The sequence below is a fragment of the Hyphomicrobium sp. genome (genome assembly GCF_020852195.1).
Lineage (GTDB): Bacteria > Pseudomonadota > Alphaproteobacteria > Rhizobiales > Hyphomicrobiaceae > Hyphomicrobium_C.
Genome location: NZ_JADZBI010000183.1, coordinates 1 through 21376, shown reverse-complemented (window position 1 = coordinate 21376; position 21376 = coordinate 1). Strand labels below are relative to the sequence as shown.

The window sequence follows — 21376 nt, the reverse complement described above, 5'->3', positions numbered from 1 at the left end:
TGAGAAGACGGGCGAAGCTTGTGCTCAATCCAGCTTCACACAAGATGCGGATGCTCTACTCGGACGGTCAGAGCTTTTCGCAAAGGATCCCGTCGTATGAGCATTTCCGGCATGATGCGGACGAGCGCGTCCGGCATGGCAGCCCAGTCAAGCCGCCTCGGGACCGTTTCCGACAACATCGCCAACGCCAGTACGCATGGCTACAAGCGTGCCTTCACCGCATTCTCGACGGTGGTGCTCGAATCCGGCTCGGGGAGCTATGTTCCGGGCAGCGTCGACACGACGATCCGGTACGGCATCTCGGAGCAGGGCGGCTTCGACTACACGACTTCGGCGACGGACCTCGCCGTCAGCGGTCAGGGGTTCTTCCTGGTTTCCGACGGTAGCGATTCGACCTACCTCACGCGTGCCGGCTCGTTCGTGAAGGACGACCAGGGCTATCTCGTCAACGCGGCCGGCTTCAAGCTTCTCGGCTATCCGATCGTAAACGGATCGGCTGCGGCCTCGTCTAACGGCACGGCGGGGCTGGCGGAGGTCAACATCGCGACCATGTCGCTCGAGGCGACGCCATCCACCATCGGCACCTTCCATGCCAACGTGCCGGTCAGCGCCTCCGCCGTGGCCTCGGGCAACCGGCCGTCGGACAACATCGCGACCTCTGCCTATACGGCGAAGACGTCGATCACCGCGATCGACAACGTCGGACGCGAGATCACACTCGACGTCTACTATACGAAGACGGGCACCAACACCTGGCAGGTGGACGTGTTCAACGCTGCCGACGCGGCGTCCTCGACGTCACCGTTCCCCTATGGCACGGCGGGATCTTCGCCGCTCTCGTCGACGACGCTGACGTTCGATGCCGGTACCGGCCAGATCTCGTCTGTTGCGCCGACCAATCCCGCGGGTCTTGTCATCTCCATTCCGGTTCCGAACGGCCAGGCGCTGACCCTCGACGTCTCGAAGTCGAGCGAGCTCGCAGAAAGCTTCCAGGTTCTGATGCCGACCATCAACGGCAACAAGCCGAGCTCGGTCGAGGGCGTCGAGTTCGCCTCCGACGGCATGCTCTATGCCGTCTACGGCAACGGTGCGCGCGTCGGCATCTACCAGATTCCGCTGGCCACCGTGCCGAGCCCTGACAACCTGACGCCCGAAGCGGGCAACGTCTACTCGATCAGCGCAACGTCCGGCAATCTTCAGGTCGGCTTTCCTGGCACGACCATGTTCGGGACCATCCGGTCGTCGGCGCTCGAGAAGTCGACCGTGGACACGGCCACCGAGCTTACGACGATGATCGAATCCCAGTTCGCGTTCACGGCCAACTCCAAGGTGTTCCAGACCGGCGGCGAGCTGATGGAGGTCCTCGTCAACCTCAAGCGCTGACGCGCCTGGGGGTCCAGAGGGATGACGCGCGATGAGCCTTTCGGCAAGTTTGTCCACCGCGAACTCGTCCCTCTTCGCATCGAGCGAGCGGACGTCGGTCATCTCGCGCAATATGGCCAACGCCGACAAGCCGTATTACACGCGCAAGTCGGTCGAGCTCGTCACCATGCCCGGCTCCGGCGTTCGCGTCGCATCGGTGGTGCGGGCCGAGGAGCCGGTTCTCTTCCGCAAGATACTTGCGTCGAGCTCGCAATCGGCCATGTACGGAGCGGTTGCCGACTCGCTCGACATCCTCAATGGCACCATCAATGACGTCGAGCTCGATTCGTCGCCCGCGGCGCTGATCAACAAGCTCCTGAGCTCCTTGCAGAGCTTCTCCGCCCAGCCGCACAGCCAGCTGGCGGCGGAGGCGGCCGTCCGCTCGGCGCGCAATCTGGCGACCGGTCTCAACAGCGCGGCGGCCACCGTGCAATCGGTTCGCAACGAGGCGGATACGGGAATCCAGGCCTCGGTCGACCGAGTGAACTCGTTGCTGCAGCAGTTCCAGAGCGTGAACGAGGAGATCGTCAAGGGGACGATCACAGGGCGCGACGTCACCGACTATCTCGATCAACGCGACCAGATCCTGGCCAGCATCTCGAACGAGATCGGCATCCGCACGGTCTCGCGCGAAAACAACGATATGGCGATCTATACGGACAGCGGCGTGACGCTGTTCGACCGCTCGCCGCGCAACATCTCGTTTACGCGCACGCTCAATGCCACGCCGGGCGTTGCAGGCAACGCCGTGTACATCGACGGCGTGCAAGTCACGGGTGCGGGCGCCACCATGCCGTTGCAGTCGGGCCGGATCGTGGGGCTCGTGCAGGCGCGCGACGACATCTCGCTCACCTACGAGGCGCAACTCGACGAGATCGCGCGGGCGCTCATCACGACGTTCTCGGAAACGAACGGAACGCCTCCGGACCTAGCCGGTCTGTTCACCAATAACGGTTCGGCGGTCATCCCGACCTCGCTCGTCAGCGGCCTCGCAAGCCGCATCACGGTTCATCCTTCGGTGGATCCGGACCAGGGCGGCAACGCCAATCTGCTGCGGGACGGCGGCATCAACGGCGCGGGCTATGTCTCGAATACGGACGGCACCGCAAGCTTCACGGATCGCATCGACGAGCTGATCGAGAAGATGGGCACAAGTTATACGTTCGCCCCCGAGACCAAGCTCGCGGGCGGCACGCTTGCCAACTTTTCCGCGATCTCGGTCGGGTGGCTGCAGGAGCAGCGGAAGGTCGCCGAGGACAATTATACCTACCAGTCCACTCTCTTCGATCGCTCCTACGAGGCGTTCACGAGTGCAACGGGCGTCAACCTCGACGAGGAGCTATCGCTGATGCTCGAGCTCGAGCGGTCCTTCGCGACATCGTCGAAGCTGATCGGTGTCATCGACAACATGTACAACGCGTTGCTTGGTGCGATCAGGTAACGGCGATGAAAACAACAAATATCTCAACCGTAGCCATCGTCAACGCCACGCGCAATTCGCGTGTCAGCCTTCAGGCCAAGCTGGTCGAGGCGCAGAAGGAGGCCAATACCGGGCGGTTTGCCGACGTGGGTATGACGCTCGGCTACCTCACGCAGCGTACCGTGTCGCTGCGGCAGGACTACGCCAGGCTGCAGACCTTCAAGGACACGAACACCGTTGCGTCCTCGCGGCTCGAGCTGTCGCAGACGGTGCTCGATGGACTGGGGTCGGCGGCGCAGGAGTTTCTCACCACGCTGATGGCGGCGCGCTCGGCGCCCTCGAGCGCTGGCGTCGCGATTACGGATGCAAAGAACAAGCTAACATCGTTCGCCGCCGCCATGAACACGACGGTGAACGGCGTGCACATCTTTGCCGGCGTCAACACCGACGTGAAGCCGGTCACCGAGTATTTCGGCACGTCGCCATCGCCCGCGCAATCGGCGATGGCTGCCGCCTTCACGACCGAGTTCGGAATGGCGCAGTCGGCGCCTGGTGTCGAGAACATCTCCGGCAGTGATATGGAAGCTTTCCTGAACGGGGCCTTCGCGGACCTGTTCAATGACGCGAACTGGACGACGACGTGGTCGTCCGCGTCGGATCAGAACATCTCGAGCCGTATCTCGACCAACGAGCGCATCGACACGTCGACCAACGCTAACGAGGGGCCGTTCCGCGCCATCGCGCAAGCCTACACCATGATCGCCGACATCGGCCTCGAGGACCTCAACTCCGAGGCCTACTTGGCTGTCATCAACAAGGCGATCGAGGTCGTCGGCCAAGCCGTCGCGGACCTGACGCAGCTTCGCGCCGGGCTCGGCACCGCGGAAGAGCGCATCGCGGCGGCGAACGAACGCATCGACATCCAGAAATCGCTGCTGAACGAGCACATCCTGCAGCTCGAAGGCGTCGACACCTACGAGGCGACCGTCAAGGTCAACTCTCTTCTGACGCAGATCGAAACCGCGTACGCACTGACCGCACGTTTGCAGAACCTGAGCCTGCTCAATCACATCTAAGGCGCGGGGGGCGCCGGGAGACCTGGGGAACTCCATGTACAAGTTCTACTACGACGAGGTTCTCGACGAATCGCCCAAGGAGGCGCGGGCGCAGGAGCGCACCGCACTCGAGCGGTCGATCGCCCTCCTGCAGGAGGCCGAGAACAAGGGGCCGCAGTCGCGCGAGGCCATCGAGGCGATCTTCTTCGTGCGCCGGCTGTGGGGCGTCTTCATCGAGGACCTGGCCAAATCCGAGAACGGCCTGCCGCCGAAGCTCAGGGCCGATCTCGTATCGATCGGCCTGTGGGTGATGCGCGAGACGGAAGAGATCCGGCAAGGCCGATCGAAGAATTTCACCGCGTTGATCGATGTGTCGCGAACGATTTCAGAGGGATTGGGATGAGCACCACGACAACGCGCGTGACGCTTCGAGCAGGCGAGCGCATCTTCATCAACGGGGCGGTGCTGAAATCGAACGGCCGCTCCTCGCTCGAGATCCTCAACGACGTGCCGTATCTGGTCGAGCATGAGATCATGCACGCCCAGCAGACCAGCACTCCGTTGCGGCAGCTCTACTACATCCTGCAGACGATGGTCATGGAGCCTCGCGGCCTCGAGAGGGCGGGCGGCGTCTATCTCGAGACCATGCAACTCCTCTGCGAGACCTTAACGAACGCGGCCGTGCTGGCCGGGCTCGAGACGATCCGCCAGCAGGTCGCAGAAGGCAGCCCCTTCGCGGCGCTCAAGACGCTGCGCACGTTGATCCCGGTCGAGGACGCCATTCTCGGCGGGACGCGGTCGTCCGAGCTCAGGGTCGTGGGGGTGGGCCAATGACCGTGGCAGCAGTCGGCTCGAGCACCAGCACCCAGCAGTCCAGCACTTCGACGTCGCAGAGCGCATCGCTCAACTACGATTCGTTCCTGAAGCTGCTCACGGCGCAGATGCAGTATCAGGATCCGACCAACCCGATGGATGCCACGCAGTTCGTGGCTCAGCTCGCCTCGTTTTCCAACGTCGAGCAGGCCATCAAGACGAACAGCAAGCTCGATGCGCTTCTCATCTCGCAGGCGCTGACCCAGGTCGACGGCCTGATCGGCAAGTATGTGACCTCGATGGACGGCAAGATCAGCGGTCAGGTGAAGGAGGTGCACATCTACTCCAATGGCACCGTGGTTGCGCTCGATTCCGGCAAGGAGCTTCTGCTCGATGCCGGTGTCAAGATCTCGGCGACCCCTCCGGCGGGAAGCGGGGATACGGGAGGCGAAAGCGGGGATACGGAAACATGAACCCAGCCGACGCACTCGACATCGGACAGGCCGCGATCTGGACCGTGGTGATTGCCGCATCGCCGGGCGTCATCGCCGCCATGCTGGTCGGCATCCTGATCGCCCTGCTTCAGGCCCTGACGCAGGTGCAGGAGATCACGCTCACGTTCGTTCCCAAGATCATCGCCATTCTGGTCGTCCTCGCGTTCTCGGCCCCGTTCGTGGGCGCGGTGATCTTTTCGTTCGCCGAGCAGACCTACGCACGCATCCCGAACGGCTTCTGATCCGGACATCGCTAAATCCTCCCGGCTGCTGCTTTTTTTGGGGGCTCGGGCGGCTGGCGGAGACCTTCGCACAAGGTTTATGGTTGAAACTCCTGCCGGGGGTATCGGGCCCGGGAGGTGGTATGGCCACGAGCGTTGCCGTTCAAGGCGTAGCGGCACAGACCAGCACACGCGACATCGGCTTTGCGATCGGCATCGTCGTCATCCTGACGGTGCTGTTCCTGCCGTTGCCGGCCATCATGATCGACGTCGGCCTAGCGTTCTCGATCGCCTTCGCCGTGCTCATCCTCATGGTGTCGCTCTGGATCCACCGGCCGCTCGAGTTCTCGGCCTTCCCGACCGTGCTCCTGATCGCGACCATGCTCAGGTTGTCGCTCAACGTGGCGACGACGCGGCTCATTCTGTCCAACGGCGCGGAAGGGCATACGGCGGCGGGGCACGTCATCGCGGGCTTTGCCAACTTCGTCATGGGCGGCGATTTCGTGATCGGCGTCGTCGTGTTCGTGATCCTGATCACGGTCAACTTCCTCGTCATCACGAAGGGCGCGACGCGCATCGCGGAAGTGGGCGCAAGGTTCACGCTCGATGCGATCCCCGGCAAGCAGATGGCCATCGATGCCGACCTCAATGCTGGCAACATCGATGAGAAGGAGGCCATGCGGCGCCGGCGCGAGCTCGAGGAGGAAAGCTCCTTCTTCGGCTCCATGGACGGTGCCTCGAAGTTCGTGCGCGGCGACGCTATCGCCGGCCTGATCATTACGGCCGTCAATATCTTCGGCGGCATCATCATCGGCGTGACGCGCCATGAGATGGACCTTGCCCATGCAGCCGACGTGTTCGTGCGGCTGTCGGTGGGCGACGGTCTCGTCACGCAGATCCCGGCGCTGATCATCTCGCTGGCCGCCGGCCTCCTGGTCTCCAAGGGCGGGACGCGCGGATCGGCCGAGATGACGGTGTTCTCCCAGCTCGGCAACTATCCGCGCGCGCTTGGCGTCGCGGGTGCGGTGCTGATGGCGCTCGCCTTGGCGCCGGGCCTGCCGTTCCTGCCGTTCGCGATCCTCTCCGGAGGCTTCTTCTTCGTCGCGATCTCGATCCCGAAGAAGATCGCCGAGGCCAAGGCGGCGGAGGAGGCCGTCAAGCAGGAGGCCGAGCGCCTGTCGCAGGAGGAGGCGCGGCAGTCGGTCAAGGAGCAGCTCAAGACGGCGGAGATCGAGATCGCGCTCGGCAAGCAGCTCTCGACGGCGCTGCTCGCCTCGCAGGGCGAGCTTGGGCACCGCGTGGGGCGGATGCGGAGGGCCTTCGCCAAGCAGTACGGTTTCGTGGTGCCGGAGATCCGCATCTCGGACGACCTCGCCATTCCGGGCAAGATCTATCAGATCAAGATCCACGGCACGGTGGTGGCGTCCGAGGAGCTGCGCATCGGCGACGTGCTGGTCATCACCGGCGACGGGCCGGTGCCGGATGTGCCCGGCGACGAGGCGCGGGAGCCCGCGTTCGGCATGAAGGCGCTCTGGGTGTCGGAGATGTTCGCCACCACGGTGAAGCGGGAGGGCTTCAACCCCGTGGATCCGATGTCGGTGATGCTGACGCATCTGCGCGAGGTGATCCGCGGGAACCTGTCTCAGCTTCTGTCCTACAAAGACATGCGCTCGCTCATCGAGCGACTGGAGCCCGAGTACAAGCGCCTGGTCGAGGAGATCATCCCCTCGCAGCTCTCCTACTCGGGGCTGCAGGCGGTGCTTAAACTTCTGCTCGCGGAGCGGATCTCGATCCGCAACCTGCACCTCATCCTGGAGAGTATCGCGGAGATCGTACCGCACGTGCGCCGCGCCGAGCAGCTCGCGGAGCATGTGCGCGTGCGCATGGCGCAGCAGATCTGCGGCGACCTCGCGGATGCCGGCGTGCTCAAGGTGCTGCGGCTCGGCAATCGCTGGGATCTCGCGTTCCATCAGAGCCTCAAGCGCGACGCCAAGGGCGAGGTGGTGGAGTTCGACATCGATCCGAGATTGATCGAGCAGTTCGGGGCCGAGGCCTCGAAGGTCATCCGCGGTCTTCTGGATCAGGGTCATCAGTTCGTGCTCGTGTCGGCGCCGGATGCGCGGCCGTACGTGCGCATGGTGACGGAGCGCCTGTTCCCGACGCTGCCCGTGCTCTCGCACCTCGAGATTGCGCGCGGTGTGCAGGTCAAGGCGATGGGGACGATCTCGTGACGCCCATCACACCGGGAATGGTCCTCCTGACCTTCCTCGTGTTCTGCCGCATCGGCGGCTGCCTGATGCTGATGCCGGGGTTTGGCAGCCAGCGCATCCCGATGCAGGTGCGCCTCTTTCTCGCGGTCGCCATCACGCTTGCGCTGGCTCCGCTGATCGTTCCCATCGTGGAGGGCGATCTCTCGAAGGCGACGGTGCCGACCGTGGTGCAGCTCATCGCCTCCGAGACGCTTATCGGTGCCATGATCGGAGTCATGGCGCGGCTTTTCTTCCTGGCGCTGCAGTTCATGGGCACCGCGGCGACGATGCTGATCGGCTATCCCGGCACCCCGGATTCGCCGATCGAGGAGAGTGAGCCCGCGCCCGCGATTGCGACGCTGCTCACGCTGACGGCGACCGTGCTCCTGTTCACGCTGGGGCTGCACGTGGAGGTGATGCGGGCGCTCATCGCGTCGTACTCGGTGATGTCGGTCACGGACCTCTATAATCCGCAGTTCGGGCTCGCAAAGGTGACGGACGCGGCATCGGACTCGTTCCTGCTCATCGCGCAGCTTCTGGCGCCGTTCCTCGCCTATTCGCTGATCATCAACTTTCTGTTCGGTATCATGAACAAGCTGACGCCGGTCATTCCCGTCTACTTCATCTCAGCGCCGTTCGTCATGGCGGGGGGACTGTTGCTCCTCTATTTCACCTTCAGCGAGGCGTTGACGCTGTTCGTCTCGGGATTCCAGTCCTTCCTTGCCAACGGGTGATCCTCCATGCGCGACCGTGCCCGTAGCCTCAAGCGCATCCTCGAAGTGCAACGGCATCTCCACAATGTGGAGGAGCTCAAGTTCGCACGCCTCAAGCAGCAGGCCGCCCGTTGCCAGAGCGAGCAGCAGGCGCTGACGGAGGCACTGTCCAATGACGGTGCCCTGCACGGCCTGTTCCTGGACATGACGGTACGCCGGATCAAGTCGCTGCAGCAGGAGGAGCGCCGGCTCGCGCCCGAGATCGAGGCGCAGGCCCGCGTTCTCGTCGAGCACGGAGGACGCATGCGCAACTCGGAGCGGCTCGCGGAAGAGCTTGCGCGCGAGCTCGCCCGTGATGACGAGCGCCGCGAGCTCGAGCGACTGCTGGAGGCCGGCTTCGCGCGACGCAGCGCAAGCTCCGAGCAAGACCGGTGAGTCATACATCGAACGTAGAGGACTCCCTCGGGAGGGGCCGGTCTTGCCCACAGAGCTCACAATCCGTCCCATCGGCGAGGCGCAGGCCGACCGCGCGTCCGAGGTCGCCGTGCGCGCGCCACATGGGCATAAGAACGCCGACGCAGCGCAGAAGTTCGAAGCCTTCGTGCTGCAGACGTTCATCCAGGAGATGATGCCGGAAACACAGGAGAGCGTGTTCGGGTCAGGGATCTCCGGCGATTTCTGGAAGTCGATGCTCGCGGAGAAGGTCGCCGAGCAGGTGGCCGCGCGCGGCAGCATCGGGATCGCCGATACAGTGCGGGCTGGCTATGCGGCGCCGGTCGCGCGGTCAGGCGGGTTCAACCCGCTCGATCTCATGGGCCGCACTTTAAGCTTGGACGGCGTCGCAGCGCAACTCGACGTCAACCCCGTATCCGGAGAGTAAGCCATGTACCCCCCGCAGTCGCCCTCACCCACGATGTCCGCTCCGCCGCGGTCCGACAGCGCCGCGTCCGCCTCGCGGGGACCGGTGGTTCCGATGCTGGAGATCTCCATCCAGCGGCTGGAGGAGATCGTCGATCAGGAGACGCTGGCACTCAGGACGCGGAAAGCGATCAATCTCAAAGACTTCAACGATCGTAAAAGCCAGGCGCTGCTGGAGCTTACGCGCTCGCTGCGTCATGTTCAGGGAACCAGCCCAGATCCGGCGCTTGCGGCCCGTGTCGGAGCGCTCAAGGTCAAGCTTGCCGTCAACCAGGCGGCGCTCAAGGTGCATCTCGAGGCCGTGCGCGAGATCTCGACCTCGCTCTCGGATGCCATTCGGCATGCCGAATCTGACGGCACGTACACGCAGTCGATCTCGTCCGCGGGCAGGCGCCCATGATGAAGCTCCTGCTTGTCGGCATCTGGGCGTCCATCGTGTCGCTCGGTGCCGCCTTCGGCATGCTTGAATGGAAGAAGCTCAGTGATCCGGCGAAGACGAGCGAGGCCGAGACGAAGATCGAAGAGTTCCGCACCAAGGCCATCAACGTGCCGATCATCGGCGCGGGCACGATCCAGGGATACATGGTGGCGCAGTTCGTGTTCACGGTCGATGCGGACGCGCTCAAGAAGATGCAGGTCAACCCGGAGATCTACGTTCTCGACGAGGCGTTCAAGACCATCTACGCCGGGGAGCAGGTCAACTTTCAGAACATGAAGAAGCAGGACCTGCCGCTGCTCGCCAAGAAGCTGGGCGAGAATGTGAACAAGCGGCTCGGCATCGAGATCGTGCAGGATGTGCTGATCGACCAGCTCTCCTACATCCCCAAGAAGGATCTGCGCGGGGCGTCGCGCTCGTGAGGCTCTAGCGCTGCTGGGGCGGGGGCTGCTGGCCTTCGTCCTTCGTCTCGGTCAGGGCTCGGGCGATCTCCTGGAAGGGGTCGCTGCTCGGCGGGTCAGAGAGCGTCTGCTTCATCACGTCGTAGAGCTTCGGCACGATGTCGATCGCCCTGTCGAGCTCGGCGTCGGCGCCCTTCTGATAGCCACCCATGAGGCGAAGATCGCGCGTATCCTCGAAGTGCGAGATCATGGCGCGCAGCATCATGACGAGCTTGCGTTGCTCGGCGGACCATACGGTGTTGGCGAGGCGTGATACCGACGTCAGTACGTTGACGGCGGGGTAGCGGCCCTGGTCGGCGATCTTGCGGTCGAGGACGATGTGGCCGTCGAGCGTGCCACGGATTGAGTCGGCGATCGGATCGTTGTGGTCGTCGCCGTCGACGAGAACGGAGAAGACGCCGGTGATCGAGCCGGTGCCCTCGGCGCCGGGGCCGGCTCGCTCGAGGAGCTTGGGAAGCTCGCTGAAGACGGAGGGCGTGTAGCCGCGTGCGACGGGTGCTTCGCCGGCTGCCAGCGAAACCTCGCGCGTGGCGTGGGCGAAGCGGGTGACCGAGTCGACGATGAGGAGGACGCTGTCGCCCGCGTCGCGGAAGAACTCGGCGATGGCGAGAGCGGTCTTAGGCGCAAGGCGTCGCATCATCGGGCTTTCGTCGCCCGTGGAGACGACGGTGACGGCGCGGCTGCGGTTCTGGGCCAGGGCATCCTCGAGGAACTCGCGCACCTCACGTCCGCGCTCGCCGACAAGCGCCAAGACCACGGTGTCGAAGCCGTTCGAGCGGGCCAGCATCGACAAAAGTGTCGATTTGCCGACGCCGGAGCCCGCGAAGATGCCGATGCGCTGGCCGGCGCAGAGAGGCGTGAACAGGTCCATAACGCGCACGCCCGATTTCAGCGGGGCGCGCACGCGCTCGCGGCGCATGGCGGCGGGCGGCTCGGCGTCGAAGGCGTAGACGCGTGGGCCTTCGCGCAGCTGGCCCTGGCCGTCGATGGCAATGCCGAGTGCGTTGAGGACGCGGCCTTTCCAGGAGATGTCGGGACGCAGGCTCTGGTCGCCGTGCAGCCACGCGATCTCGCCGGGTCCGATCTTGAGATTGTTGTCGAACGGCTTGATGGTGGCGCCGTCCTCGTCGATGCGCACCACCTCGCCGAGCGGAGGCACCGATGCGCTGCCGAAGGCAATGCAGTCGCCAAGCTTCAGATGGCGGGAGAGGCCAGACACCTGCACGTAGGCGGGCGTGACGTGGGTAACGGTGCCGCCGATGCGCGTGAAAGGGAGTGCGGTCTTGGCGTGGGCGATGCGCTGCTCCAGGAGGTCGAGCGCCGTCGGCGGCCGGCTTGCCGGCGAACACGGCCTCGGTTCGGCCTCGGAGATTGCCTCGCTCATCGCATGTCCTCAGTGCGACCGGAGTGGCGTCAGCTTCCGCCCGTCTCGCCCAGCGTGCGCACGGCCGAGGAGAGCGTGTCCTCGGACCGGTTCATGGCGTTGCTGATCGAGTCGAACGAGCGCTGGATCTGGATCAGCCGCGAAATCTCGGAGACCGGATTGACGTTGGCTTGCTCAATGAACCCTTGACGGATCCCCACTCGGTTGAAGTCGAGCGCCGGTTCCGCCGGCATGTCGGGGAGGACGCCCGAGTTCTCGAAGCGCATGAGGTTCGCCTGCTCGGGGATCGTGAACAGCCCCAGGGCGCCCATCTGCTGCTGGCCCTGCGTTATGGTGCCGTCGCTGGCGATGGCCGGGGCGCCGCCGTTCGGGTTGAGCTGGATCGGCGCGCCGCCGACATCGAGAACGGGATGGCCGTTGAGGGTCCTGAGCTCGCCTTCGGGGGTCATGGTCATGCGGCCGTCGCGCGTGTAGACGGCACCGTTCGGGCCCTGGAAGGCGAGCCACGCGTCGCCGGTCACGGCCACGTCCAGCGGGTTCTCCGTGCGTGTGATCTCTCCGGCCTTGCGCGAGATGTACGTGCTTCCGGCCGACACGAAGGCGGTCGGCGCGTCGGTCTTCTGCGAGAGAAGCTCGTCGAACTTGATCTCCTCGGCGCGGAAGCCGGCGGTGGTCACGTTTGCCACGTTGTGGGCCACCGTCTCCATGCGCCGCATCAACGCCATCTGGCCGGAGAGCGAGACGTAAAGGCTTGGTTGCATCGGAAGACTCCGCGGGTATCAGCAGGCCAGTCTGCAGAGACCGGCTTGCCTCAGGCTGACGCCACTTCGTTCTGCAACCGGGCAACAGCCACGCGCGGATTTGAAGATGCAACGAGGTGTTTGCTCACGTGAGTAGCCGCTGATCAGGCTCGCGCAAGGAGGTCACAGCTAGAAATGCGGTGACAACCCTTAACGCGAGGTGGGCTCGTGACGATCATCCTCGGCCTTGTCGTCATGCTCGGTTGCATGCTCGGTGGCTTCATGGCCATGGGCGGGCATGTCGAGGTTCTGTGGCAGCCGTGGGAGTTCGTCATCATCCTCGGCACCTCGCTCGGCACGTTCATCGTCGCCAACCCCATGAAGGTGATCAAGGACACCGGCAAGGGCCTCGGCGAGGCGTTCGGCAACGCGGCACCGTCGGGGCGTCAGTATCTGGACATCATGGGGCTGCTCTACTCACTCATGCGCGAGCTCAGGAGCAAGCCGCGCAACGAGGTCGAAAAGCACATCGACATGCCCGAGGAGTCGCCGATCTTCCAGAAGTTCGCCTCGGTGCTCAAGAACAAGGATCTCACCACGTTCATCTGCGACTACTGCCGCCTTATCATCATTGGAAACGCGCGCACGCACGAGGTCGAGGCGCTGATGGACGAGGAGATCCAGACGCTGCGCAACGACAGGCTCAAGGCGTACCAAGCCCTCTCCAATGTGGCGGACGGACTGCCGGCCATCGGCATCATCGCCGCCGTGCTCGGCGTGGTGAAGGCCATGGGCGCCATCACCGAGCCGCCAGAAGTGCTCGGCCACCTGATCGGAGCGGCCCTCGTCGGCACGTTTGCCGGCATCTTCTTCTCCTACGGCGTCTTTTCACCCCTCGCCACCAAGGTGAAGTCCGGCCGCGAGAAGCAGATGCGGCTCTACATCGTCACCAAGCAGACGCTGCTCGCGTTCATGAACGGCGCCATGCCGCAGGTCGCGGTCGAGTACGGCCGCAAGACCATCTCGGCCTACGAGCGTCCGACGATCGACGAGGTGGAAGCCGAGACGCTGGGAGGAGGCGGAGGCGAGGCGAAGAAGGCCGCGTAGCAAGGCCGCGTACCGACGCAGGGAAATCGAACTCAACTCAGGTCAATCGCGATGAGCCAGGAAGACATCCGCCCCGCCGCAGACGAGCTCCAGACGCTCGTCGATCCCGCGCAAGCGGAGGCGCCCGCCGAGGTTGCGCCGAAGGCCGGCGCCGGGCAGAAGCCGCGTCATCTCGAGACGGTTTTGCAGATCCCGGTCTCGGTGAAAGTCGTGCTCGGCTCGGCCAGCATGCCCGTGGCGAGCGTGCTGAAGCTTGGGCGCGGCGCCGTGGTGCCTCTCGACCGCAAGGTCGGCGAGCCGGTGGATGTGGTCGTCAACGGGCGCGTCATCGCGCGCGGTGAGGTCGTCGTTCTGGACGAGGACAACTCGCGCTTTGGCGTCTCGCTGACCGAGGTTCTTGGCGCGACGGCGCCCACGCGCGTGGCGTGAGGGAAGCCGGCGCCGGGCGCAACGCATCGGCGGGCGTTTTCGTTTGCCTCTTCTGAGCAGGTCTCGTCTCTATGGCAGAACAGCCAGACAAAGAGAGTAAAACAGAAGAGGCAACAGAGAAGAAGATACGGGACTCGCTCGACAAGGGTCAGGTCCCGCATTCGCGCGAGGCCACGACGCTTGCCTCGATGCTCGCAATTCTGATCGCGGTCGTCTTCCTTCTCTCCGATAACGTCATCAAGCTCAAGTCCGCGCTGGCCACCTTCATCGATCGGCCGGAGAGCTTCCTGATCTCCAATGGCGCCGATGCATCGGCGATCCTGATGGTTGCCGTGCTCGAGGGAGCAAAGGTGGTTGGCCCGATCATCATCGTGCTGGCGATGGCGGGCGTCGCGGGCTCGGTGTTCCAGAACCAGCCGCGTTTCGTCTTCGACCGGATCGAGCCCAAGCTTGAACGCATCTCGATCATCAAGGGATGGAGCCGCATCTTCGGTCTCAAGGGTCAGGTCGAGTTCCTGAAGAGCCTGTTCAAGCTCTCGATCGTGGCGCTCGGCGGCTACATCGCGCTCAAAAGCTCGTATGTCGACATCTTCAATGCGCTCTTCATGGAGCCCACGGCCACGCCGAAGCTGATGCAGGATCTCAGCGTGCGCTTCCTGTCGGCGGTGGCTGCCGCCACGGCGGTGCTTGTCGCGGCAGACCTTGCCTGGAGCCGGTTCTCATGGCGCCGCGATCTCCGCATGACGCGGCAGGAGGTCAAGGATGAGCATAAGCAGGTCGAAGGCGATCCCCTGATCAAGATGCGCTTGAGGTCGCTGCAGAGAGATCGCGCACGCCGGCGCATGATCGCCTCGGTGCCACGGGCGACGCTGATTATCGCCAACCCGACTCACTACTCCGTGGCGCTCCGCTACGTGCGCGAGGAGGGCGGCGCGCCGGTCGTCGTGGCCAAGGGCAAGGACCTCATCGCGCTCAAGATCCGCTTCATTGCCGAGCAGAATGGAATACCGGTCTACGAGGACCGTTCTCTAGCACGTTCGCTCTACGCAAGCGTGGAGGTGGATAAGATGATTCCACCGGAGTTCTACAAGGCCGTCGCCGGCGTCATCCTGTTCCTCGCCCAGCGTGGGCAGGCGCGGCGGGCCATGTGAGGATCGAGATATGCTGAAGCAGGGCAAAGATTATTCGCGCGAGCGTGAAAAGGCGCTGGCCGATGGCTTGAGAGATGTTGCCACGGAGCTGAGGCTCATCGATCCCGCCGATTTCATTGCTTACATCCGGACCGAGCAATTCGGAAATCTTCGCAATCTGGTCAACTCGTCCACGGAGATGTTCTTCAAGCCCGGCACGATCACGTTCGGGCTTTCGGGCGAGGTGGATGCTCCCTGGGGGTGCGCGCCTTGCATCTCGCTCGACATGGAGTTCCATCACCTCAACGTCTCGGTCTACTTCCGGCTCGTGCTGCGGTCGCTCGAGGCCGGAATAGAAATCAGCTACGTCTCGTTCGAGGGCGGCTCCGAGGATCCGGACAAGAATACCGCGCGACTCGTCGAGGCGATCGAGGATGCGCGCCTGGTGCCGGTCGCACACAAGCGCCATCGGCAGCCCGAGGAGGGCGCGCGTGCGGGCGGGTGAACCGCTCCCGCGGGCTCGAAGCCGATCCCGATCTATTGTAGCTTGAACTCGTCGCCGACGAGGCGCAGCTCGCGCGGCTTGATCAGACCGGAGTGGGCGACGAGCACCTGATGCAGCTTGCCCTCGAGATTGTGTGACCAGAAGTCGAGAAAGCTCTTCAGCTTCGGAAAGCGGGGGTGCAGATCGTAGTCCTGCCAGATGTAGCTTTGCATCAGCGACGGGTGGTCGGGCAGGCGGTAGATGATCTCGGCGGTGGTCAAGCTGTAGCCCGCAAGCATGCGGACGAAGTTGGTGTCGGCGGTGCTCAAGGTCGGCTCCGGTATTGCAATGTTGACAGGATGAAGGTAAAGCGAGCCGGCCGAATTTTCAATATTCTCTATTTGAATCATAGGCTTAGCAGCAATCACCGGACGCTGCTAACAGTCTGACTAGCGGGCGGGCAGCGCGTCCCCTAAGAGTGCTCAAAACGCAGTCGGGGCCGAGGTCATGCTGAGCGCGGCGCTCACCAGCTTCACCACGTTCTTCGCCACCGTCGGCCCTATCGAGGCGGCGGTGATCTTCGCGACGCTGACGCCGGGCGTGTCGGCTGCCGACCGGCGGCGAATCGCGGTGCGCGCGACCGCCATTGCAAGCTCGATCCTCGTCGCCTCGACGCTCGCCGGCGGGCCGCTGCTCAAGCAGCTCGGCGTCACCATTCCGGCGCTGCAGACGGCAGGCGGCATCATCCTGCTCATCATCGCGATCGATATGGTGTTCGCCAAGCCGACGAGCGCCTTCAAGCTCACGCCGTCAGAGGGGGCCGAGGCGCAGCGCAAGGACGATCTCGCGGTGTTTCCGCTGGCGACGCCTCTGCTGGCCGGGCCGGGTGCCATGAGCGCAGGCATTCTCCTGGCCGCCAACGCTCATGGCGATGCTCTGGAGCTTGCGGCCACCATCGCGGCGCTCGCCACGGTCATGATCATGACGTTCGTCCTGTTGCTCGTTGCCCACGATCTCACGCGCGTCCTCGGCGTGACGGCGCAGCGGGTGCTGATGCGCGTGTTCGGCATCCTCCTGGCCGCGATCGCGGTGCAGGCGCTGTTCAACGGCATCGGAGCGAGCGGACTGATCGGGCAGGTTGCCTGAGCGCCGAGCCGGCGCAGGCTCGTTAACACTTTCAGGAAGCGAAGCTTTTCTCTCTCGTCGCGAGCCGATCACAAGCTTGGGGCAAGATTAAAGACCTAAAACCGATGGAAGCACAGGTGGGACCTCGCGCTTCCATGGATCCGGTCAATTTCTTCTCGCTCGCCTCGCAGCAGAATCGCTGGCTCTCCGTGCGCCAGTCGACGATTGCGCAGAACGTCGCGAACGCAAATACGCCCGGCTACAAGGCGCTCGACGTGGAGCCCTTCGAGGCCGTTCTCAATGCGACCGGCATCGAGATGCGCAAGACGCAGGCGAACCACCTGAGCCCCACGAGCGGTGCCGGCAGCAACGCCGAGACCGAAGAGAACGCGAAGTGGCAGGTCGTCCATTCCGGCAACAGCGTCAGCCTCGAAGAGCAGATGCTGAAGGCGGGCGAAGTGTCGGGCGCCTACGCGCGCAACACCGGCGTGATGAAGACCTTCCATCGCATGTTACTGGCATCGTCGCGGGGGTAGGCCATGATTGATCCGATCAAGGTTGCGATCCAGGTGGCGTCCTCGGGGCTCGAGGCGCAGTCGCGGCGCATGCTCGTCGTGTCGGAGAACCTGGCCAACGCCTCGACCACGGGCAGCACGCCTGGCGCGCAGCCCTATACGCGCAAGACCGTGAGCTTCGAATCGGTGCTCGACGACGTCTCGGGCGCGAACCTCGTGAAGGTCGATCGCGTCGATATCGACAAGAAGCCCTATCGCGTCGAATACGATCCCAGCCACCCGGCAGCCGACGCGGACGGAAACGTCAAGCTGCCCAACGTGGATATGCTGGTCGAGCTCGCCGACATGCGCGAATCGAACCGCTCCTATGAAGCCAATCTGCAGGTCGTGAAGCAGGCGCGAGCGCTATCCTCCATGACCATCGATCTGCTCAGGAGCTCATGATGCTGGACGGCGTCGGCAAGGTCTCGCCTTACGGCCTCGGCGGCCTCAACGACGCGCAAGGGCTCACGCAGCCCGCGCCCGTGACCGGCACGCCGAACGCCGTCACGACCGAGCCGCTGCCGACCGACTTCGGAACCGTGCTCGGGCGGATGACGCTGGAAGCGATCAGCACGCTCAAGCAGGGCGAGCAGACCGCCGTGCTCGGCGTGCGCGGGCAGGCCACGACGCAGCAGGTGGTGGAGGCCGTCATGGCCTCCGAGCAGACGCTGCAGGCCGGCATCGCGATCCGCGACAAGGTCGTTTCCGCCTATCTCGAAATCAGCCGCATGACCATCTAGCGGCCTAGTCAGGACAGGTTCAGGCTCATGAGAGCGCTTTCGATCGCTGCGACGGGTATGAATGCGCAGCAGACCAATCTCGAGGTGATCGCGAACAACATCGCGAACATCAACACGACCGGCTTCAAGCGGGCTCGGGCGGAGTTTACGGATCTGCTCTACCAGGCGGAGCGTGCACTCGGTGCGCCGGCGCGCGGGGGCCAGGCCAACGTGCCGGAAGGCGCCTATGTCGGCCTCGGCGTGCGCACGGCCGCGATCCGCAACCTGCATCAGCAGGGCTCGCTCGCGCAGACCACCAACAAGCTCGACCTGGCGCTCAACGGGCGCGGCTGGTTCCAGATCACCGGCGCCGAGGGCGAGACGTTTTATACGCGTGATGGCGCCTTCAACAAGAACGACCAAGGCCTGATCGTCACCCTCGACGGCTATGAAGTGCAGCCGGCGATGACGGTTCCGCAGGATGCGACGGACATCATCGTCAACGAGACGGGCGAGGTGTACGTCACGATTCCGAACCAGACAGAGCCGCAGCTCCTCGGCCAGCTCACGCTCGCGACCTTCGTCAACGACGCCGGCCTCGAGCCGCTCGGCGGCAACCTCTACAAGCAGACCGAGTCGTCGGGCGATCCGGTGGCGGGCGTGCCGGGCGATCCGGGCTTCGGCCGCATCCATCAGGGCTATCTCGAGAACTCCAACGTTGATGCAGTGAAGGAGATCACGCAGCTCATCTCGGCGCAGCGCGCCTACGAGATGAACTCGAAGGTCATCCAGACGGTCGATTCGATGTACGGCACGGTCGCCAACAACATGCGTTAGGGCTGAAGGATCATGACGGCGATGGCGCGGGGACGGTGGCCCGTCACGAGATTGCGGGGCTGGCTCGCGCCCCTGGGGCGTGCGGCCCTCGGCGCTATGCTGCTTGCTGTCCTGCTGCCTGCAACACTCGCTGCCGCGCGCGAGGTCGTGCTTCCGGTGCCGCGCGTCACCATCTATCCCGGCGAGGTGATCACCGAGGCCATGCTCGTCGACATGGCATTTCGCGGCCGGGACTACGAGGCGCCGGGGATTGCGGCGACGCGCGAGGCGCTCGTCGGCAAGGTGGCGCGGTCGACGCTGCTGCCCCGCACGCCCATCTCCGCGGGCGGCGTGCGCGAGCCCTTCGCCGTGCAGCAGGGCCAGCCGGCCGTGGTCATCTTCCAGGCGGGCGGGCTCATCATCTCCGGGGTTGCCGTTCCGCTACAGGCCGGCTCGGCCGGGGACCTGATCAGCCTGCGCAACACCGAAAGTGGGACCACGATCCGGGGCCGCGTGCACCCCGACGGCACGGTGCGGGTGGGTGTGCCATGAGCCGCTTCCTCGCGCTTTTCCTGGCTTTCACTCTGATCAGCCTGCCGGTGGGAGCCGGCGGAAGCTCGGGCGTGCGCATCAAGGACATCACGGCCGTGCAGGGCGTGCGGGCCAACCAGCTCATCGGCTACGGTCTCGTGGTGGGGCTCAACGGCACGGGCGACAGCCTGCGCAACGCGCCGTTCACCGAGCAGTCGCTGCAGTCGATGCTCGACCAGATGGGCGTCAACATCCGCAACGCGAACGCGCGGACGCGCAACATCGCGGCCGTCCTCGTCACCGCGGACCTGCCGGCGTTTGCCGGCGCGGGATCGCGCATCGATGTCACCGTTTCCTCGCTTGGCGATGCGACGTCGCTCGCCGGCGGGTCGCTGGTCATGACGCCGCTGTCGGGCGCGGACACCACGATCTACGCTGTGGCGCAGGGTCCGGTAGCCGTGAGCGGGTTTGCGGCCACCGGCCGTGCGGAATCGATCAGCCAGAACGTGCCCACCACGGGCCGTATTCCGAACGGCGCGCTGGTGGAGCGCGAGGTTGCGGGAGCGCTCGACGACGAGGGGACGCTCGTCCTCGAGCTGCGCAACCCGGATTTTACGACGGCGGTGCGCATCACCGACACCATCAACGCCTTTGCGGCCGAGAGGTACGGCCAGCGCGTCGCGCGCGAGCAGGATCTGCGCAGCGTATCGCTGCAACGCCCCTACAACATCAGCGCCGCCCGTTTCCTGGCCGAGGTCGGAGATCTCATCACGGAAGCCGACGGGCCAGCCCGGGTGGTGATCGACGAGCGGACCGGCACGGTGGTGATCGGCCGCGATGTGCAGATCGCGACGGTGGCGGTCTCGCACGGCAGCCTCACGGTGCGCATCACGGAAGGTGCGAACGTCTCGCAGCCGGAGCCGTTCTCCGACGGCGAGACGGTGGTGGTTCCGGAAACCTTCGTCTCGGTCAACCAGGAAGGCGCCAATCTCGCCATGCTGGGCGGCACGAACCTCGAGACGTTGGTGCGCGGTCTCAACATGATGGGCCTCAAGCCGACAGGCATCATCGCCATCCTGCAGGCGATCAAGACCTCGGGAGCCCTGCAGGCGGAGCTGGTCGTGCAATGACGATGCGAGACGGCCGTTTCCGGAAGCACGTCAGGCGCTTTACGCGGCTGTTCCGCATGACCGTGCTGGCGCTCGTGCTCGCCATTCTGCACCTGATCTCGCCGACATCGGCGCAGCAGAGCTGGACTCCGACCATCGCAACGACCCCGGACGGAAGCCTGCCCGGTGCTCTCAACCGCGAGGCAACGCGAATCGATCCTCGCTATTTTCCGTCGCCGCGCGCCGCTCCGGCACCGCGCAATCCCCTGCCGCAGGGTGCCTGGTCGCCGATTGTGACCGGGGCGTTACCGGGTTCCGCTGGACGGCCGCCGGCCCAGGGTGCGAACCGTGGGACGGAGGCGCGTGATGCCCTGACGCCCGTGAGGCCAACGCCGCGTCAGGCTGTTGCAGCTGCTGGCGCGAACGGGACCGGAGATGCCGTGGAAGCCGAGACACCGGCCCGCGAATCAGCCGCCGTGATGGACGGCGCCGCGGAGGGGCCGCTGTTCAAGAAGCCGGGGCCGCTCGACGCCCTTCCGCCCGATGCCAGTGCAGCCCAGCAGTATTGCTTCAACACGGCCGACAGCGCGGCGGATGCGCGTTTTGCCTGGCAGGCCAAGAAAATCCAGGACATGGAAGCCGAGCTCGACAAGAAGGCTCGGCAACTTGAAGCCAAGACCCAGGAATACAAACACTGGCTCGAGCGGCGCGACGACTTCTCACGCAAGGCTCACGAAAAGCTGGTGGGGTTCTATTCGCGTATGAGGGCCGATGCGGCGGCGGTGCAACTCGCGACGCTCGACGAGGAGATGGCTGCTGCCGTGGTGATGAAGCTCGAGACGAAAGTGGCAAGCCAGATCATGGGCGAGATGGACCCCGAGCGTGCGGCCAAGATCGCGACCATCATCTCAGGGGCTGCGAAGATCCCGCGAGGGCAGCGCACGGCTGCCCCGGCGGCGGCCTCGCCGCCGGACGGTTCACCCGCGTCTCAGGATGCCGCACTCGCCCCCGGAGGGACCTAGGCCATGACGCGGCGGACGATG

At 64.7% G+C, this 21376-nt stretch carries 28 protein-coding genes; 25 read left to right on the top strand and 3 right to left on the bottom strand.

Features of this window, described 5'->3' with window-relative positions; genetic code table 11:
* The first annotated feature begins 96 nt into the window (after nucleotides 1-96).
* From IT540_RS15725 to IT540_RS15665, 13 genes are all read left to right on the top strand, one after another.
* On the top strand, nucleotides 97-1383 hold the full coding sequence (locus IT540_RS15725) for a flagellar hook protein FlgE (RefSeq protein WP_291179980.1): 1287 nt from the start codon (nucleotides 97-99) through the stop codon (nucleotides 1381-1383).
* A 31-nt stretch (nucleotides 1384-1414) separates the two neighbouring features.
* Nucleotides 1415-2863: a flagellar hook-associated protein FlgK gene (flgK, locus tag IT540_RS15720; RefSeq protein ID WP_291179977.1), complete on the top strand. Its 1449-nt coding sequence runs from the start codon at nucleotides 1415-1417 to the stop codon at nucleotides 2861-2863.
* A gap of 5 nt (nucleotides 2864-2868) precedes the next feature.
* Nucleotides 2869-3918: a flagellar hook-associated family protein gene (locus tag IT540_RS15715; RefSeq protein ID WP_291179974.1), complete on the top strand. Its 1050-nt coding sequence runs from the start codon at nucleotides 2869-2871 to the stop codon at nucleotides 3916-3918.
* A gap of 34 nt (nucleotides 3919-3952) precedes the next feature.
* Nucleotides 3953-4300: a flagellar biosynthesis regulator FlaF gene (gene flaF, locus IT540_RS15710; protein WP_291179971.1), complete on the top strand. Its 348-nt coding sequence runs from the start codon at nucleotides 3953-3955 to the stop codon at nucleotides 4298-4300.
* The gene (locus tag IT540_RS15705) at nucleotides 4297-4731 is read left to right on the top strand and encodes a flagellar biosynthesis repressor FlbT (protein ID WP_291179968.1); all 435 of its coding nucleotides are present in this window, start codon (nucleotides 4297-4299) and stop codon (nucleotides 4729-4731) included. Before flaF ends, IT540_RS15705 begins: the two co-directional genes overlap by 4 nt.
* Nucleotides 4728-5183 (top strand): flagellar hook assembly protein FlgD, encoded by a 456-nt coding sequence (gene flgD, locus IT540_RS15700; RefSeq protein ID WP_291179965.1) that lies wholly within the window; start codon nucleotides 4728-4730, stop codon nucleotides 5181-5183. The genes IT540_RS15705 and flgD overlap by 4 nt, the downstream gene beginning before the upstream one ends.
* Nucleotides 5180-5446, top strand: coding sequence for a flagellar biosynthesis protein FliQ (gene fliQ / locus IT540_RS15695; RefSeq protein ID WP_291179963.1), 267 nt, complete (start codon nucleotides 5180-5182; stop codon nucleotides 5444-5446). Before flgD ends, fliQ begins: the two co-directional genes overlap by 4 nt.
* A 122-nt stretch (nucleotides 5447-5568) precedes the next feature.
* Nucleotides 5569-7656, top strand: coding sequence for a flagellar biosynthesis protein FlhA (flhA, locus tag IT540_RS15690; protein WP_291179960.1), 2088 nt, complete (start codon nucleotides 5569-5571; stop codon nucleotides 7654-7656).
* Nucleotides 7653-8408, top strand: a complete 756-nt coding sequence (locus IT540_RS15685; RefSeq protein ID WP_291179957.1) for a flagellar biosynthetic protein FliR — start codon at nucleotides 7653-7655, stop codon at nucleotides 8406-8408. Before flhA ends, IT540_RS15685 begins: the two co-directional genes overlap by 4 nt.
* Nucleotides 8409-8414: 6 nt before the next feature.
* The gene (locus tag IT540_RS15680) at nucleotides 8415-8822 is read left to right on the top strand and encodes a hypothetical protein (RefSeq protein ID WP_291179955.1); all 408 of its coding nucleotides are present in this window, start codon (nucleotides 8415-8417) and stop codon (nucleotides 8820-8822) included.
* A 43-nt stretch (nucleotides 8823-8865) separates the two neighbouring features.
* Nucleotides 8866-9267, top strand: a complete 402-nt coding sequence (locus IT540_RS15675) for a rod-binding protein (protein ID WP_291179952.1) — start codon at nucleotides 8866-8868, stop codon at nucleotides 9265-9267.
* Nucleotides 9268-9360: 93 nt separating this feature from the next.
* Entirely contained in the window at nucleotides 9361-9705 is a 345-nt protein-coding gene (locus IT540_RS15670) for a flagellar protein FlgN (protein WP_291179949.1), read from the top strand.
* Entirely contained in the window at nucleotides 9702-10163 is a 462-nt protein-coding gene (locus tag IT540_RS15665) for a hypothetical protein (RefSeq protein WP_291179946.1), read from the top strand. The genes IT540_RS15670 and IT540_RS15665 overlap by 4 nt, the downstream gene beginning before the upstream one ends.
* Nucleotides 10164-10167: 4 nt before the next feature.
* Here IT540_RS15665 and fliI read toward each other — a convergent pair whose 3' ends face one another.
* Nucleotides 10168-11586 carry a flagellar protein export ATPase FliI gene (gene fliI, locus IT540_RS15660; RefSeq protein WP_291179944.1) on the bottom strand — a complete coding sequence of 473 codons (1419 nt, stop codon included), beginning with the start codon at nucleotides 11584-11586 and terminating at the stop codon, nucleotides 10168-10170.
* A gap of 29 nt (nucleotides 11587-11615) precedes the next feature.
* Nucleotides 11616-12347: a flagellar basal-body rod protein FlgF gene (gene flgF / locus IT540_RS15655; RefSeq protein WP_291179941.1), complete on the bottom strand. Its 732-nt coding sequence runs from the start codon at nucleotides 12345-12347 to the stop codon at nucleotides 11616-11618.
* Nucleotides 12348-12554: 207 nt separating this feature from the next.
* Here flgF and motA point away from each other — a divergent pair, with 207 nt between their 5' ends.
* The 4 genes from motA to IT540_RS15635 all read left to right on the top strand — a co-directional run bounded on the left by motA (nucleotide 12555) and on the right by IT540_RS15635 (nucleotide 15497).
* Complete coding sequence (motA, locus tag IT540_RS15650; protein ID WP_291179938.1) at nucleotides 12555-13433, top strand: flagellar motor stator protein MotA; 879 nt, start codon at nucleotides 12555-12557, stop codon at nucleotides 13431-13433.
* 51 nt (nucleotides 13434-13484) lie between these two features.
* The gene (gene fliN / locus IT540_RS15645; RefSeq protein WP_291179935.1) at nucleotides 13485-13862 is read left to right on the top strand and encodes a flagellar motor switch protein FliN; all 378 of its coding nucleotides are present in this window, start codon (nucleotides 13485-13487) and stop codon (nucleotides 13860-13862) included.
* Between the two features lie 71 nt (nucleotides 13863-13933).
* Nucleotides 13934-15013: a flagellar biosynthesis protein FlhB gene (gene flhB / locus IT540_RS15640; RefSeq protein WP_291179932.1), complete on the top strand. Its 1080-nt coding sequence runs from the start codon at nucleotides 13934-13936 to the stop codon at nucleotides 15011-15013.
* Between the two features lie 10 nt (nucleotides 15014-15023).
* Nucleotides 15024-15497, top strand: a complete 474-nt coding sequence (locus IT540_RS15635) for a hypothetical protein (protein WP_291179929.1) — start codon at nucleotides 15024-15026, stop codon at nucleotides 15495-15497.
* A gap of 32 nt (nucleotides 15498-15529) precedes the next feature.
* Here IT540_RS15635 and IT540_RS15630 read toward each other — a convergent pair whose 3' ends face one another.
* Nucleotides 15530-15775: an usg protein gene (locus tag IT540_RS15630; RefSeq protein ID WP_291180026.1), complete on the bottom strand. Its 246-nt coding sequence runs from the start codon at nucleotides 15773-15775 to the stop codon at nucleotides 15530-15532.
* A gap of 208 nt (nucleotides 15776-15983) precedes the next feature.
* On the opposite strand from IT540_RS15630, the gene IT540_RS15625 reads away from it, so the two are divergent.
* The 8 genes from IT540_RS15625 to IT540_RS15590 all read left to right on the top strand — a co-directional run bounded on the left by IT540_RS15625 (nucleotide 15984) and on the right by IT540_RS15590 (nucleotide 21355).
* Nucleotides 15984-16622, top strand: a complete 639-nt coding sequence (locus IT540_RS15625; RefSeq protein WP_291179927.1) for a MarC family protein — start codon at nucleotides 15984-15986, stop codon at nucleotides 16620-16622.
* Nucleotides 16623-16756: 134 nt separating this feature from the next.
* A complete protein-coding gene (gene flgB / locus IT540_RS15620) occupies nucleotides 16757-17137 on the top strand; it encodes a flagellar basal body rod protein FlgB (RefSeq protein ID WP_291179925.1) in 381 nt (126 codons plus the stop codon).
* Nucleotides 17138-17140: 3 nt separating this feature from the next.
* Nucleotides 17141-17560, top strand: a complete 420-nt coding sequence (flgC, locus tag IT540_RS15615; protein WP_291179922.1) for a flagellar basal body rod protein FlgC — start codon at nucleotides 17141-17143, stop codon at nucleotides 17558-17560.
* Nucleotides 17557-17898, top strand: coding sequence for a flagellar hook-basal body complex protein FliE (locus tag IT540_RS15610; RefSeq protein WP_291179919.1), 342 nt, complete (start codon nucleotides 17557-17559; stop codon nucleotides 17896-17898). Before flgC ends, IT540_RS15610 begins: the two co-directional genes overlap by 4 nt.
* Nucleotides 17899-17925: 27 nt before the next feature.
* A complete protein-coding gene (flgG, locus tag IT540_RS15605) occupies nucleotides 17926-18714 on the top strand; it encodes a flagellar basal-body rod protein FlgG (RefSeq protein ID WP_291179916.1) in 789 nt (262 codons plus the stop codon).
* Between the two features lie 21 nt (nucleotides 18715-18735).
* On the top strand, nucleotides 18736-19245 hold the full coding sequence (gene flgA / locus IT540_RS15600; protein ID WP_291179913.1) for a flagellar basal body P-ring formation chaperone FlgA: 510 nt from the start codon (nucleotides 18736-18738) through the stop codon (nucleotides 19243-19245).
* Nucleotides 19242-20354 (top strand): flagellar basal body P-ring protein FlgI, encoded by a 1113-nt coding sequence (gene flgI, locus IT540_RS15595; RefSeq protein WP_291179910.1) that lies wholly within the window; start codon nucleotides 19242-19244, stop codon nucleotides 20352-20354. Before flgA ends, flgI begins: the two co-directional genes overlap by 4 nt.
* Nucleotides 20351-21355, top strand: coding sequence for a hypothetical protein (locus IT540_RS15590; RefSeq protein WP_291179906.1), 1005 nt, complete (start codon nucleotides 20351-20353; stop codon nucleotides 21353-21355). The genes flgI and IT540_RS15590 overlap by 4 nt, the downstream gene beginning before the upstream one ends.
* Nucleotides 21356-21376 lie beyond the last annotated feature (21 nt).